The organism is Streptomyces sp. NPDC006384 (genome assembly GCF_042870695.1).
Taxonomy (GTDB): domain Bacteria; phylum Actinomycetota; class Actinomycetes; order Streptomycetales; family Streptomycetaceae; genus Streptomyces.
On the sequence record NZ_JBIAHR010000003.1, the window covers coordinates 199,414 to 214,080 of the forward strand.

A 14,667-nucleotide genomic window follows, 5' to 3' on the forward strand; every position below is an offset into this window, starting at 1 on the left:
ACATGCAGCAACGCCGGGAGAAACCTTGAGCGTTCCGTACGACACGGCAGCGTACGAACCATCCGAGTCCCCCGGGTCTCCGGAGGAGCACCTCATGCGGCTGCTCGGCCGCGCCCTGAACTCGTTCGAGCTGCCCGACGAGACGATACGGCAGCTGGACTGCGCGCTGGCGTACGACGGTTCGCTGCACTCCGCGCACCACAGCGCGGGCCTGCACCGCGAGACGTACCGGCACACCTGGCTGCTCGCCGACGGTTCGGCGCTCACACTCTGGGAGCTCGTGCACAACACCGCTCCCGGCGGCGAGGCGCAGCACGAGGTGTACGTCGACGAGGAGGAGCTGCGCGCGGCCACCGCCCGGCTGGCGCTGCCCCCGGAGACGCCCGACTTCGAACTGCCGGTGCAGGTGCGGATGTCCCCGGTCCCCTACCCCGCCCCCCGGCACGCGTACGTCCAGGGCGGTGCGGCGGACCACGCCCGCCGGCTGCTGCGCCGCGCGGAGAACACGGACCGGCCCGGGGCGGACACCGCCGCCCTGCTGGCCACGGCGACCGCGCACCGGATCACGCAGGCCTTCGGCAGCCCCTGCCGCACGGGCCGGGCGGGGATCGGCTTCTCCCTCTACGAGCACGCCTTCCTGCTCGGTGACGGCGTCGAGGTCTCCCTCTGGGAGGTCGAGCACACGGCCACCCCCGACGGGCGGCACATGTGCGAGGTGTACGCCGACGAGGACGCGGCCCGCCGGGCCATGGAGGACCGGGCCGCGCAGGTCTCCTGACGTACGGGCGGCCCGGACCACGAGCCGCGGGCAAACGGGCAGCGGGCAAACGGGCAGCGGGCCGTGAGCCGCACACCGCGGGCAGTGAGCCGCGGGCCGGGGGGACATGCCGCGGCCGGGCGGGGTCCTGGTCGGTCCCGGCCCGGCCGCGTCGCACGGTGCCTGCGGGGCGGCGCCGTCTCAGGCCGCCACCGGCCGCTTCGTTCCCGCGGCCGGGGCGGACGCGTCGGCGCCGTCGGCACCCGGGGCCGTCGCTCCGGGCGCCTGCCCGCGCAGGCCCTTGAGGACGATCACCAGGGCCGTGGTGACGCACACGCCGGCCGCGACGGCGACCAGGTAGAGCAGCGGGTTGCCCACCAGCGGGACCACGAAGACGCCGCCGTGCGGGGCGCGCAGCGTCGCGCCGAAGGCCATCGACAGGGCGCCGGTGAGCGCGCCGCCCGCCATCGAGGCGGGGATGACCCGCAGCGGGTCGGCGGCGGCGAACGGGATCGCGCCCTCGGAGATGAAGGACGCGCCCAGCACCCAGGCCGCCTTGCCGTTCTCACGCTCGGTGGTGTCGAAGAGCCGGCCGCGCACGGTCGTGGCCAGGGCCATCGCCAGTGGCGGGACCATACCGGCCGCCATGGCCGCCGCCATGATCTTCATCGCCGGACCACTGGGGTCGGCGACCGCGATGCCGGAGGTGGCGAAGGCGTAGGCGACCTTGTTGACCGGGCCGCCGAGGTCGACGCACATCATCAGGCCGAGCAGCGCGCCGAGCAGGACGGCGTTGGTGCCGGACAGTCCGCTCAGCCAGTCGGTCATCGCCTTCTGCGCGGACGCGATGGGCTTGCCGATGACGACGAACATCAGGAATCCGACGATCGCCGAGGAGATCAGCGGGATCACCACCACCGGCATGATGCCGCGCAGCGCCGCCGGTATCCGCGCCCGCTGGATCGCCATCACCACGGCACCGGAGATCAGGCCGGCCGCCAGACCGCCGAGGAAGCCCGCGTTGATGGTCAGCGCGATGGAACCGCCGACGAACCCGGGGACGAGACCGGGCCGGTCGGCCATGCCGTAGGCGATGTATCCGGCCAGGACCGGGACGAGGAAGCCGAAGGCCACGCCGCCGATCTGGAACAGCAGCGCCGCCCAGCTGTCGGCCTGCGACCACACGAAGTGGTCCATCACCGACGGCGCCTTGTCGATCTCGTAGCCGCCGATCGCGAAGCCGAGGGCGATGAGCAGACCGCCCGCCGCGACGAACGGGACCATGTAACTGACGCCGGACATCAGCCAGGTGCGCAGCTTGGTGCCGTAACCGTCGCCGGATTCGCCGCCGCGTTCGACGGGCGTCGCTCCCGGGGAGGCGGTGGTGACCTCGCCTCGGGCCGCCTTTCCGCGGACCTCGGTGATCAGTTCGCCGGGGCGGTTGATGGCCGCCTTGACGCCGGTGTCGACGGTGGGCTTCCCGGCGAAGCGGTCCTTGTCGCGCACGGGCACGTCGTGGGCGAAGATCACGCCGTCCGCCGCCTCGATCACCGCCGGGTCCAGCCGGGTGAAGCCGGCCGATCCCTGGGTCTCGACGGTGAGTTCGACGCCCGCCTCGCGGGCCGCGTTCTCCAGCGACTCGGCCGCCATGTAGGTGTGGGCGATGCCGGTGGGGCAGGAGGTGACGGCGACGATGCGGAAGGGCCGCCCGGGCTCCGCCGCACCGTCGCCCGGGGTGCCGGCCCCGCCGGTCTCCGTGCTGCCCGTGGCGGGCTCGGCGGAGGCCGCCGCCGAGCCCGCCACGGAGTCCTCGCCGGCGAAGTCCTCGCCGGTGGCGCCCTCGCCTGTGGTGCCCTCGGCGACGGCGTCCTCGCCGGTGGTGCCCTCACCGGCCGCGGCCGGTTCCTCCCCGCGGATCAGCGCCGCGGCGGCCGCGGCGTCGCCCACCGAGCGGAGCGCGGCCGTGAACTCGGCGTTCATCAGCTGCCGGGCCAGGGAGGACAGGATCGTCAGGTGCGCGTCGTCGGCGCCCGCCGGAGCGGCGATCAGGAAGATCAGGTCGGCCGGGCCGTCCGCCGCGCCGAAGTCGATGCCGGGCGTGCTGCGGCCGAAGGCGAAGGTCGGCTCGGTGACGTGCTCGCTGCGGCAGTGCGGGATGCCGATGCCGCCGTCCAGGCCGGTCGGCATCTGCGCCTCGCGGGCGGCGACGTCGGCGAGGAAGCCCTCCAGGTCGGTCACCCGGCCCTGGGCCGCCATGCGTTCGGCGAGGGCGCGGGCCGCCGCTTCCTTGGTGTCGGCGGACAGGTCGAGGTCGACCAGGTCCGCGGTGATCATGTCGCTCATCGCGGGCTCCTTAGCTCGCGTGTCGCCCGGAACACGGAGTGACGGGCGAGGGTGGGGACGGGGGAGGAGACGGGGGTACGGAGGCGGGAAGCGGAAAGGCCGCGCGGACCGGTCATGACACCGGCTCCCTCAGCGCGCGGTCCACCGGCACCTCGGCCGTGACGGTCACCGCGGCCGGGTCCAGGTCGGCCGGTGTCGGCATGACGCTGCCGGGGAGCCGGACGGCCGCGGCGCCGTGCGCGACGGCGGAGGCGAGGGCGTCCGGCCCGCCGCCGCCGGCGACGAGGAAGCCGGCGAGCGAGGAGTCACCGGCGCCGACGTTGCTGCGTACGGCGTCCACGCGGGCGCCGCCGAACCAGGTGCCCGCGTCGTCCACGAGCAGCTGGCCGTCGGCGCCCAGGCTGGCGAGCACGGCACGGGCGCCCAGTGCGCGCAGTTCCTCGGCGGCCTTCAGGGCGTCGCCGACGGTGGTCAGGGGACGTCCGACGGCCTCGGCGAGCTCCTCGGCGTTCGGCTTGACCACGTCGGGCCGCTCGCGCAGCGCCTCCCGCAGGGCGGGCCCGGAGGTGTCCAGGGCGATGCGGACACCGGCGGCGTGCGCCCGGGCGACCAGGGCGGCGTACCAGGACGGGGCGAGTCCGCGGGGCAGGCTGCCGCAGCAGGCGATCCAGTCGGCGCCGCGCGACTGGCGCCGTACGGTCTCCAGGAGGAGTTCCTGTTCGGCCGGCGTCAGTTCGGGGCCGGGGGCGTTGATCTTCGTGAGGACGCCGTCGGCCTCGGCGAGCGCGATGTTGGAGCGGGTGGCCCCGGCGATCGGCACCGGCGCGACCTCGATGCCCTGTGCGTCGAGCAGGTCGGCGACGAGCGCGCCCGGGGCGCCGCCGAGGGGCAGCACGGCGACGGTGCGCCGGCCGGCGGCGGTGACCGCGCGCGAGACGTTCACGCCCTTGCCTCCCGGGTCCACGCGTTCGCCGGTGGCGCGGACGACCTCGCCGCGGTCGAGGGAGGGGACCTCGTAGGTGCGGTCCAGGGACGGGTTGGGGGTGACCGTGAGGATCATGCGCGTACTACTTCCGTGCCGCCGTGCTCGATGGCGGCGGCGTCGTCGGGGCTCAGCCCGCTGTCGGTGATCAGCAGGTCCACGTCGCTCAGGGCGGCGAAGCGGGCGAAGTGCTCCTGGCCGTGCTTGGAGGAGTCGGCGAGCAGCACCACGCGCCGGGCGGCGGCGACGGCGGCCCGTTTGACGGCGGCCTCGGCGAGGTCGGGGGTGGTCAGGCCGTGCTCGGCGGAGAAGCCGTTGGCGGCCACCAGGGCCACGTCGGCGCGGATCTCGCCGTACGCGCGCAGCGCCCAGGCGTCCACGGCGGCGCGCGTACGGTGCCGCACGCGCCCTCCGACCAGGTGGAGCTGGATGCCGGGGTGGTCGGCGAGGCGGGCCGCGACGGGCAGGCTGTGGGTGACGACGGTGAGCCGTGTCTCCCTCGGGAGGGCGGCGGCCAGGCCTGCCACCGTCGAACCGGCGTCGAGGACGACGGTGCCCTCGGCGGGCAGCTCCGCGAGGGCCGCCCTGGCGATGCGCTCCTTCTCGCCGGCCGCCGTGGACTCGCGCTCGGCGAGGTCCGGCTCGAAGTCGAGGCGCCCGGCGGGGATCGCGCCCCCGTGCACCCGGCGGAGCAGGCCGGCGCGGTCGAGGGTCTTGAGGTCGCGGCGGATGGTCTCCGCCGTCACCTGGAACTCCTCGGCCAGCGACACGACGTCCACCCGGCCGCCGTCCCGGGCGAGCCGGAGGATCTCCTGCTGCCGCTCCGGTGCGTACATGCCTGTTCACCTCCGCTTGCGCCCGAACATGTGGTTTCACCGGAGGCTACGCCCGGTTTTCCGGAATGTAAACAGGAAAGCGGAAGCGAACAGACAGGAACGGGCATGAACGGGCATGCGCGTGGGAAGTGGCGCCGAAGGCGGCGGGACGCGGGTGGGGCCCGGCACCGAAGCGCCGGGCCCCACCCGTGTCCCCGCATCCGCCGTGCGCCACCCGGCCGTCAGACGAGTGCGGGACTCTTCTCCGCCTCCGCGGGCTCCTCCCCGGCCGCCGCGCCCTCCACGTGCCGGGCCGGCCGCCGGGGCAGGGCGAACATCAGCAGGAAGATGGCGGCCAGCACCGCGGCCACCCAGCCCAGCGCGTTCTGGAAGGCGTCCGCGTAGGCCGTCCCGACGGCCTCCCCGGCGGCCGGTCCGGCCGTGTGGTCGTCCATCGTGCCGAAGAAGACCACCGACACCAGGCCCAGTCCGAGCGCGTTGCCCATCTGCTGCACGGTGTTGATCAGCCCGGACGCGGCCCCGGCGTGCTCGCGCGGCACCTGGGACAGCACCGCGTCCGTCAGCGGGGCGACGATCAGCCCCATGCCGGCGCCCATGACGACCAGGGGCAGCGCCATCTGCCAGGACGTGATGCCGGGTCCGTACCGGCCGGCCTCCCAGATGTAGAGCAGCACCCCGGTGGCCATCACCAGCGCGCCCGCCTGGAGCACCTTGCGCCCGAAGCGCGGGACCAGCTTCTGCACCGACACGCCCGCCGCCACGGACACCGCGACCGAGAACGGCACGCCCGTCAGCCCGGCCCGCAACGGGGTCCAGCCGAGGCCCTCCTGCATGTACAGGGTCCACACCAGGAAGAAGATGCCGAGCCCGACCCCGAAGACGGTCTGTACGGCGATGCCCGCCGCGAAGCTCTTCACCCGGAACAGCGACAGCTCGACCAGCGGGGACCCGTCCCGCGCGCTCTTGCGCCGCTCGTACGCCACCAGCACCGCGAGGACCACGAACGCGCCGGCCATCGACACGTGTCCCCACAGCGGCCAGCCCAGCTCGCGGCCCCGGGTCAGCGGGTAGATCAGCATCAGCAGGCCGAGGGTGACCAGGGCGACGCCGACCAGGTCCAGCCTGAGGGCGCGCGGGGCCCTGGACTCGGTGATGAAGCGGCTGCCGAGGATCAGGCCGGCGATGCCGACCGGCAGGTTGATCAGGAAGATGGGCCGCCATTCCAGCCCGAAGAGGTTCCACTCGGTGAGCAGGGCGCCCAGCAGCGGCCCGGACACGGCACCGAGTCCGACGACCGCGCCGAACAGCCCGAACACCTTGCCCCGTTCGTGCGCCGGGAAGGTGGCGTGCACGATCGACAGCACCTGCGGCACCATCAGCGCGGCCATGGCGCCCTGGAGGAGGCGGGAGGCGACCAGCATCTCCGGGTTCACGGCGAGGCCGCACAGCGCGGACGCCACGGTGAAGCCGCCGACGCCGATCAGGAACACCCGCTTGCGGCCGTGGATGTCGCCGAGCCGTCCGCCGGTGATCAGGCCGGCCGCGAAGGCGAGGGCGTAACCGGCGGTGATCCACTGGATCTGGCTGAAGGAGGCGCCCTCGCCGTGCCGGATCGACGGGATCGCGATGTTGACGATCGTGACGTCGACGAGGTCCATGAACGCCGCCGTCATCACGATCGCGAGGGCGAACCAGCGCCGGCGGTCGCCGGCCGCCGCGGGCCGGTCCGGGCCCGGGGCCGGATCCAGGTCCGGGTCCGGGTTCGGGTCCGGGTCCGGGTTCGGGTTCGGGCCCGGGGACGGGTCCACGGTGGTGTCCGAGGTCTGCGTGAAGGTCATGCGGGCAAGCTATGCGCCCAGTAGGACGGTTCGTGTCCTAGTTCTGCGGCATCCTCGGACGCATGACGACGGACACTCCGGCTCGGCTCCTGACGCTCCTGTCCCTCCTCCAGACGCCCCGCGAATGGCCCGGCGGCGAGCTCGCCGACCGGCTCGGGGTCTCCCGCCGCACGGTCCGGCGGGACATAGAACGGCTGCGCGACCTGGGCTATCCCGTACAGGCGACCATGGGTTCCGAGGGCGGCTACCGGCTCGTCGCGGGCAAGGCGCTGCCGCCGCTCGTGCTCGACGACGAGGAGGCGGTCGCCATCGCGGTCGGCCTGCGCGCCGGGGCGGGCCACGCGGTGGAGGGGCTGGACGAGGCGTCGGTGCGGGCGCTGGCCAAGCTGGAGCAGGTGCTGCCGTCCAGGCTGCGGCACCGCGTGACCACCCTCCAGGCCGCGACCACGCCGCTGACCAGCGGGGACGGGCCGAGCATCGCCCCCGAGACGCTGACCGTCATGGCCTCCACGGTGGCCGGGCGGGAGCGGCTGCGGTTCGCCTACCGCGCCGGGGACGGCAGCGAGTCACGGCGCCTGACGGAGCCGTACCGGCTGGTGTCGACGGGACGGCGCTGGTACCTGGTCGCCTACGACCTCGACCGCGACGACTGGCGGACCTTCCGGGTGGACCGGGTGAGCGAGCCGTTCGCGACCGGGGCGCGGTTCGCTCCGCGGGAACTGCCGACGGGGAGCGCGGCGGAGTATCTGCGCCGGTCGATGCAGCGGCGTTCCGAGTCCTACGAGCTGGTGGTCACCTTCGCCGCGCCGGCGGCCACCGTCGCGGCCCGGCTGCCGGGCTGGCTCGGGACACCGCAGCCGCTGGACGACGGGGAGTCCTGCGTCCTGCGCGCAACCGTGTCGGACGCGGTGCAGTGGACGGCGGTACGGCTGGCCATGCTCGGTGTGGAGTTCCGGGTGCAGGAACCACCGGAGCTGGTGCGCTGCGCGGCGGAGCTGGGAGCCCGCCTGGGCCGCGCGGCCGGACAGCCACCGGCGTAGCCCGCCCGGACTCCCCCGCCCCCGCACCCCGTGCCACCGGTACGGCAAGAGCCGGGCCCGGCGCTCCGGGGGGGGAGGAGCGCCGAGCCCGGCTCGGGAAGGTCCCGGCGCCGGGGGGAGTGCGTCGGGACATGGTCCAGTGTGCGCGGTCCGGGCCGGGTTCCGGGCCCGAACCGCCGGGTCCGGGATTCTTGTTCCCGGACTCCGCCGGTTGATGCGGGGTCGTACGGCCGTGTTCGCGCCGGACCCGGGACGGTCAGGCCGCCGCCTCGAAGCCGGTGTCCCGGGCGAGCTTCTTCAGCTCCAGCAGCGCGTGCTTCTCGATCTGCCGGATCCGCTCACGGGTGAGCCCGTGCTCCTTGCCGACCTCGGTGAGGGTGCGCTCGCGGCCGTCGTCGATGCCGTAGCGCATCTTGATGATGGAGGCCGTGCGCGGGTCGAGGCGGCCGATCAGGTCGTCCAGTTCCTCGCTGCGCAGCAGGGTCATCACGGACTGCTCGGGCGACACGGCGGAGGTGTCCTCCAGCAGGTCGCCGAACTGGGTCTCGCCCTCGTCGTCCACCGCCATGTTCAGCGAGACGGGGTCGCGGGCCCAGTCGAGCACGTCGGTGACGCGCTCCGGCGTGGAACCGAGCTCGGCGGCGATCTCCGCGGGCTCCGGCTCACGGCCGTGCTCGCGGTTGAACTCGCGCTGCACGCGCCGGATCCGGCCCAGCTCCTCCACCAGGTGGACGGGCAGCCGGATGGTGCGCGACTGGTCGGCGATGGAGCGGGTGATGGCCTGGCGGATCCACCAGGTGGCGTACGTGGAGAACTTGAAACCCTTGCGGTAGTCGAACTTCTCGACCGCGCGGACCAGGCCGGCGTTGCCCTCCTGGATCAGGTCGAGGAGCGGCAGGCCGCTGCGCGGGTACCGGCGGGCGACCGCGACGACCAGGCGGAGGTTGGAACGGATGAAGACGTCCTTCGCCCGCTCGCCCGCGTCGACCAGTGCCTGGAGCTCCTCCCGGGTGGCGTCCGCCCCGGTCTCCTCGTAGCCTTCGAGGACCTGCCGTGCGAACACACCCGCCTCGATGGTCTGGGACAGCTCGACCTCCTTGGCGGCGTCGAGCAGGGGCGTCCGGGCGATCTCGTCGAGGTACATGCCGACCAGATCGCGGTCGGCGAGCTCGCCGCCGCCTGCGCGGACGCTGGTTGCCCTGTCGGTCGTCCCGCCGGTGGCGGACTTACGACGGGCGACGGCACGGGTTGCCATGCGTGCTCCCTTGCGATGAGTGGTTCAGCGGACGGTCCTGCGGACGTTCGGCACTGTGCGGGGTGGGTCTCCGGATCTCCGTCTGTGCTGGGTCGGAATCCGTCTCCGGACTCCCTCGGGACTCTCCTCGGGTGCCCTGCATCCGATGGAAACAACGACTGGAATCCGGACAGAATTCCCAACCCGCCCCCCGATTTTTCTGATCATGCAGTACCCTGTCCCGCCACACACGGAGAACCGGTGCCGACGGGGCGTGCGGACACCCAGGTCAGAACGGGATTCACGGGTGCCCCTCCCACCCCCGTCGACCCCCGCCACCCCTGCGCATGTGAGACGCCCGTCACTTCCGGCGCCACCTCCCCGCCCGGGACCCCCACCCGCCCCCCACCCTGAAGACGGCATGCGCCGGTCCGGGGTTGCCACGGACCTTTTTTGTTTAACCTTCAAGAAACCATCTCGTAGGGTGGAATACATGAATACGGCACCCATCCCGTCCCCCGCAGAGGAGCCCCAGCCCCGCTGGCTCACCGACGAGGAGCAGCTCGTGTGGCGCTCCTACATCCAGGCCGTCACCCTCCTCGAGGACCACCTCGACCGTCAGCTCCAGCGCGACGCGGGCATGCCGCACGTCTACTACGGGCTGCTGGTCGAGCTCGCCGAGTCCCCGCGGCGGCGCCTGCGGATGACGGAACTGGCCAAGCACGCGAAGATCACCCGTTCCCGTCTCTCGCACGCGGTCGCCCGCCTGGAGAAGAGCGGCTGGGTCCGCCGCGAGAACTGCCCGTCCGACAAGCGCGGCCAGTTCGCGGTGCTCACGGACGAGGGGTACGCGGTCCTGAGGCGGACCGCGCCGGGGCACGTGGACGCCGTGCGCCAGGCCGTGTTCGACCGGCTCACCCCCGAACAGCAGAAGTCCCTCGGCGAGATCATGCGGATCATCGCCGAGGGTCTCCAGCCCGCCGGAGCGGGCGCGGACCTGCCCTGGCTGCGCTGAGCGGACCGGGGTCGCTCAGGCGGCCGGGCAGGTCCGCGGGGAACCGTGCGTACGGGGCGTCCCCTCCCCTGCGCACGGGTGGTGCGGGTGGCGCTCAGGTCCCGAGGGGTGTCACCGGCCGGTGTCAGTGGGCGACGACCGGCACCGGCAGCTCGTCCTCCGCGCCCTCGCCGGAACCGGACCCCGTGACGGGCGTGCTGCCCGGACGGCCGGCGTTGACGAAGGTCAGCGCGATCAGGCCGGCGGCGACGAGGATGCCGACGGCGAACCAGATGGCGCTGGTGTAACCGTGCACCATGCCCTCCAGCCGGACCAGTTCCTGCTGGGACCGGACACGCGCGCCGCCGATGTGGTCGGCGATGTAGGACGTGGTGGCCGAGGCGGCGATCGTGTTCAGCAGGGCCGTGCCGATCGCGCCGCCCACCTGCTGCGAGGTGTTGACCATCGCGGAGGCCACGCCCGAGTCCCGCGGCTGGACGCCCTGGGTGGCCAGGGACATGGCCGGCATGAACGCCGTACCCATGCCGAGGCCGAGCAGCAGCATGCCGGGCAGCAGCACCGCGGCGTAGGAGGTGCCGACCTCCAGCTGCGTCAGCAGCAGCATGCCGACGGCGGCGACCAGGAAGCCGGGGCCCATCAGCAGACGGGGCGCGACGCGGGTCATCAGCCGGGCGCCGATCTGGGTGGAGCCCGTGATCATGCCCACGACCATGGGCATGAAGGCGAAGCCGGTCTTCACCGGCGAGTAGCCCTTCACGATCTGCAGGTAGTAGGTCAGGAAGAGGAACAGCCCGAACATGCCGATGATGGCGAGGCCCAGCGAGAGGTAGATACCGCCGCGGCTGCGGTCGGTGACCACGCGCAGCGGCAGCAGCGGGGCCTTGACCCGGCTCTCGACCAGTACGAAGGCGGCCAGCAGCACGACCGAGCCGACGAACATGCCGATCGTCAGGCCGTCGCTCCAGCCGGCCGACTCGGCGCGGGTGAAGCCGTAGACGAGCGCGACCAGGCCGAGGGTGGACAGGATCACGCCGGGGACGTCGAGCGGGGAGCGGTTGCGGCCGCCCTCGGGCTCACGGACGACCAGGTACGCGCCGACCGCGGCGACGACGGCGAACGGCACGTTGACGAAGAAGGTCCAGCGCCAGTTCAGGTACTCGGTGAGGAAACCGCCGAGGATCAGACCGACGGCCGCACCGCCACCGGCGATCGCGCCGTAGATGCCGAACGCCTTGGCGCGCTCCTTGGCGTCCGTGAACATCACGGCGAGCAGGGACAGCGCGGCGGGCGCGAGCAGGGCGCCGAACACGCCCTGGAGGGCGCGGGAGCCGAACATCATCGCCTCGTTGGTGGCCGCGCCGCCGAGCGCGGAGGCGGCGGCGAAACCGGCCAGACCGAGCACGAAGGTCCGCTTGCGTCCCCACAGGTCGGCTATCCGGCCGCCGAACAGCAGCAGACCGCCGAAGGCGAGGGCGTAGGCCGTGACGACCCACTGCCGGTTGCCGTCGGAGATGCCGAGGTCCTGCTGCGCCGAGGGCAGGGCGATGTTCACGATGGTCGAGTCGAGAACGACCATCAACTGGGCGAGCGCGATGAAGACGAGCGCCTTCCAGCGGCCGGCGTCCGGGACGCCGGGAGCCTTGACGGCTGTTTCGGACATGGAGATACCCACTTCGGGACGTTGTTGTCGGAAGAACGGAAGAGCGGAAGAACGGCAGAGAGAAAGCGAAAGGGACGGCGCGTCCACGGTGACGGCCGCGGGGACGTTCGCCCGCCGGGCGGACGCCCGGATGTCCGGATGTCGGGTTGTCGGGAAACGGATCGGGAAGGTCCTGGAAAGCCACCGGAACGCACCGGTGCCGGTTCAAGTCCGGCTCCGGCACCGGTTCTTGCACCGGTGTACGCGGCCGGCGCCGACGCCGGACGCGGTCGCGTACCGGTCGCAGCACGCGGCCGCGGTACGTACTAGTCGCAGGGGCGCCGGAGATCCTCCATGGTCATGGCCGTTCCCGGCAGGACGGAGCGGGCGGGCGGCCGCAGCCCGTCCAGGAACAGCTGGAGATGGCGGTGGACGAACCGGTCGGCGCGCAGACACTCGGTACCGGCCGGGGGCCGGCTGAGCTGGGCCACGGCGATCATCAGGTCGCCCACGCCCACGTCGGGGCGGAGCTGTCCGGCCGCCGTCGCCCGTGCCATGACCTCGGCGACGAGCTGCTCCACCCGGCCGCGCGCGGCCTCCAGGTCGGGGTGGTGCTGGTCGAACGTGCTGCTCACCATCGGGCACAGGGCGCTGATCCGCTCGTCGGCGGCGGCGTGCGCGAAGCGCTCCAGCGCCTCGAACGCGTCGCCGGTCTCCGCGAGCGCGAGCTCGGCGGCCCGTGCGGTGCGGTCCATGACCGAGCAGACGACCTCGCGGACGAGGGCGTCCCGGTCGGGGAAGTTGCGGTACACCGTGGCGTTGCCGACGCCGGCCCGGCGGGCGATCTCGTCGAGCGGCACATCGGGACCGTGCTCGACGAACATCTCCCGGGCGGCGGTGACGATCCGCTCCCGGTTGCGCAGGGCGTCGGCGCGGGGCCGGGTCACCTTGCGCGGTACGGGGGTGGCGGTCTGCACGGCGTACTCCTCGGACGGACGGGACCGACCGTGCCGTCGGCACGTCGGTGGGGCTGTAGAGCTGTGAAGCGCGTGGCACGTATGAGACCTGAGAGGCCCGCTGCCACGATCCGGCATGATCCGACGCGATCCGGGGAGAGACTCCCCGCTTCGCTCGGACACAGGGGTAAACGGGGAGACGCTCCCCGGTTATTTCCCCCACCGCCACCTTTCCCAGTGACCTGCGTCACATCCGCAGGGGGGGGTGCCCGGGGCCGCCCGTACCCCGCGGCGCGGAGCGAATGCCGCTCCCCCGGACCCCGCCGGGAGCTACCCGCGGGAAACCCACGATCGGGCCGCTCCAACGCGCGTCCGCGCCCGCCCCGGCACAGGGTGATCGCAGGGGTGCAGCCGGTGACCGGCGGCTGCCGTGGCCCGGGAGGTCCGCATGCAGGCGCAGCCGCCGAGCCGTCGGATACGCCCGCGCCGGCCGGCCGCGCTGGCCACCGTCGCCCTGCTGACGCTCGCGGTCAGCACCTCGGCGGGCACCGGCCCTCTCGCCCCCGAGACCGCGTCGTCCGGCCCGGGCCCGGCCACCCTGTCCCGCTCCTCCGCCCACGGCCCCTGCATGATCAGCGGCGGCTCCGAGATCCAGATGTCGGAGGGCGTCCCGACCGCCCCCGGCTACGTCCGCTCCACCGGCACCGTCCGCGCCCTCAACCTGATGATCGACTTCTCCGACGCCCCCGGCGAGGGCAGCGCGATGGACCGCTTCGCCGAGTTCTTCCCGCAGACCCGCCAGTGGTTCCGCACCAGCTCCTACGGCCGCCTCGACTACCGCCCCGAGACACCGGTCCGCGACTGGCTGCGCATGCCCAGGCCGTTCGCCGAGTACGGCATAGAGCGCGGCGCCCCCTTCGACCCCGGCTACCGCGAACTGGTCAAGGACCTGGTGTCGGTGGCCGACGCGGAGGTGGACTTCCGCGCGTACGACCTGCTGAACGTGCTCGTCACCCCGAACGCCGGCCCCTCCGCCCTGGACACCGTGCTGTCCGTGACCTTCGCCGGCAACGCCGAGGCCCCGGTCGCCGACGGCGTCCCGGTGGCGAACGCGTCCTTCGTCTACTCCCGCCAGGACGACGGCTCCGGCTCCTACGAGAAGACCGGCTACCGCGTCCTGCCCCACGAGAACGGCCACGTCTTCGGCCTGCCCGACCTCTACACCCAGGAGGGCGGCGGCGCGGTCGGCCACTGGGACATCATGAGCGAGGACTGGGGCGCCAACAACGACCTGCTCGGCTGGCACAAGTGGAAGCTGGGCTGGCTGGACCCCTCCCAGGTGCACTGCGCGTCGGCGCCCGGCACGACGCAGTACACACTGACGCCGCTGGCCCGCAAGGGCGGCGACAAGCTCGTCGTCGTCCCCCTCGACGGGAAGACCGGCTACGCCGTCGAGCTGCGCACCCGCGACGGCAACGACGAGGCCGTCTGCCGCGAGGGCGTGCTGATCTACCGGATCGACGCCGACGTGGACACCGGGATGGGCCCGGTGAGGGTCTACGACTCCCGCAGGGACAGCGGAGGCTGCACCCGCAGCCCCAACGTCCACGCCGAACTCTCGGACGCCGCCTTCACCCCCGGCGAGACCTTCGAGGACCCGCGCCGGGGCATCAGGATCACGGTCTCGGGCGCGAATCTGAAAGGCGACCACCAGGTCCGCATCACCCGCAGGTGAGCCCGGACCGGACGACGGACGACCGGCCCCCGGGCCGCCTTCCCCCGGCAACGTCACCCGCTACACTGTCCGCGGTGACACAGCAGCACCGTGCCACCACGCAACACGCTCCGCCTTCGTAGCTCAGGGGATAGAGCACCGCTCTCCTAAAGCGGGTGTCGCAGGTTCGAATCCTGCCGGGGGCACCAGGCCGACCAGGGTAAAGGCCCCGGAAACCGCAGGTCAGATGCGGTCCGGGGCCTTCCTTGTGCCCACTGTTCCCAGTCTGCCCACGTGTTGCCGACAGGCTGGA

The 14,667-nt window shown here is 73.0% G+C and carries 11 protein-coding genes and 1 tRNA gene; 5 read left to right on the top strand and 7 right to left on the bottom strand.

Going from position 1 to position 14,667, the window contains the following annotated elements:
- The first annotated feature begins 25 nt into the window (after window positions 1–25).
- A complete protein-coding gene (locus ACFYOJ_RS05050; RefSeq protein WP_356554548.1) occupies window positions 26–778 on the top strand; it encodes a DUF6227 family protein in 753 nt (250 codons plus the stop codon).
- 180 nt (window positions 779–958) lie between these two features.
- Here ACFYOJ_RS05050 and ACFYOJ_RS05055 read toward each other — a convergent pair whose 3' ends face one another.
- The 4 genes from ACFYOJ_RS05055 to ACFYOJ_RS05070 form a co-directional block, all read right to left on the bottom strand.
- Window positions 959–3,100 (bottom strand): fructose-specific PTS transporter subunit EIIC, encoded by a 2,142-nt coding sequence (locus ACFYOJ_RS05055; RefSeq protein WP_388596172.1) that lies wholly within the window; start codon window positions 3,098–3,100, stop codon window positions 959–961.
- 112 nt (window positions 3,101–3,212) lie between these two features.
- Entirely contained in the window at window positions 3,213–4,160 is a 948-nt protein-coding gene (pfkB, locus tag ACFYOJ_RS05060; RefSeq protein ID WP_356558907.1) for a 1-phosphofructokinase, read from the bottom strand.
- A complete protein-coding gene (locus ACFYOJ_RS05065; protein WP_356558905.1) occupies window positions 4,157–4,918 on the bottom strand; it encodes a DeoR/GlpR family DNA-binding transcription regulator in 762 nt (253 codons plus the stop codon). Before ACFYOJ_RS05065 ends, pfkB begins: the two co-directional genes overlap by 4 nt.
- 221 nt (window positions 4,919–5,139) lie before the next feature.
- Complete coding sequence (locus ACFYOJ_RS05070; RefSeq protein ID WP_388596173.1) at window positions 5,140–6,756, bottom strand: MFS transporter; 1,617 nt, start codon at window positions 6,754–6,756, stop codon at window positions 5,140–5,142.
- Between the two features lie 62 nt (window positions 6,757–6,818).
- Between ACFYOJ_RS05070 and ACFYOJ_RS05075 the strand changes: the two genes are divergently transcribed.
- Complete coding sequence (locus ACFYOJ_RS05075) at window positions 6,819–7,796, top strand: YafY family protein (RefSeq protein ID WP_356558903.1); 978 nt, start codon at window positions 6,819–6,821, stop codon at window positions 7,794–7,796.
- Window positions 7,797–8,052: 256 nt separating this feature from the next.
- Here ACFYOJ_RS05075 and ACFYOJ_RS05080 read toward each other — a convergent pair whose 3' ends face one another.
- Window positions 8,053–9,051: a sigma-70 family RNA polymerase sigma factor gene (locus ACFYOJ_RS05080; protein WP_356558901.1), complete on the bottom strand. Its 999-nt coding sequence runs from the start codon at window positions 9,049–9,051 to the stop codon at window positions 8,053–8,055.
- A gap of 472 nt (window positions 9,052–9,523) precedes the next feature.
- Between ACFYOJ_RS05080 and ACFYOJ_RS05085 the strand changes: the two genes are divergently transcribed.
- Window positions 9,524–10,045 carry a MarR family transcriptional regulator gene (locus ACFYOJ_RS05085; RefSeq protein ID WP_356558899.1) on the top strand — a complete coding sequence of 174 codons (522 nt, stop codon included), beginning with the start codon at window positions 9,524–9,526 and terminating at the stop codon, window positions 10,043–10,045.
- Window positions 10,046–10,169: 124 nt separating this feature from the next.
- Here the strand turns inward: ACFYOJ_RS05085 and ACFYOJ_RS05090 are convergent, their stop codons facing one another.
- Window positions 10,170–11,705, bottom strand: a complete 1,536-nt coding sequence (locus ACFYOJ_RS05090) for an MFS transporter (RefSeq protein ID WP_356558897.1) — start codon at window positions 11,703–11,705, stop codon at window positions 10,170–10,172.
- A 305-nt stretch (window positions 11,706–12,010) separates the two neighbouring features.
- Window positions 12,011–12,661: a helix-turn-helix domain-containing protein gene (locus tag ACFYOJ_RS05095; RefSeq protein WP_356558895.1), complete on the bottom strand. Its 651-nt coding sequence runs from the start codon at window positions 12,659–12,661 to the stop codon at window positions 12,011–12,013.
- 427 nt (window positions 12,662–13,088) lie between these two features.
- Here ACFYOJ_RS05095 and ACFYOJ_RS05100 point away from each other — a divergent pair, with 427 nt between their 5' ends.
- Both ACFYOJ_RS05100 and ACFYOJ_RS05105 read left to right on the top strand, forming a co-directional pair.
- Entirely contained in the window at window positions 13,089–14,375 is a 1,287-nt protein-coding gene (locus ACFYOJ_RS05100) for a M6 family metalloprotease domain-containing protein (RefSeq protein ID WP_388596175.1), read from the top strand.
- Between the two features lie 112 nt (window positions 14,376–14,487).
- Window positions 14,488–14,563: transfer RNA gene (locus ACFYOJ_RS05105), tRNA-Arg, on the top strand.
- Window positions 14,564–14,667 lie beyond the last annotated feature (104 nt).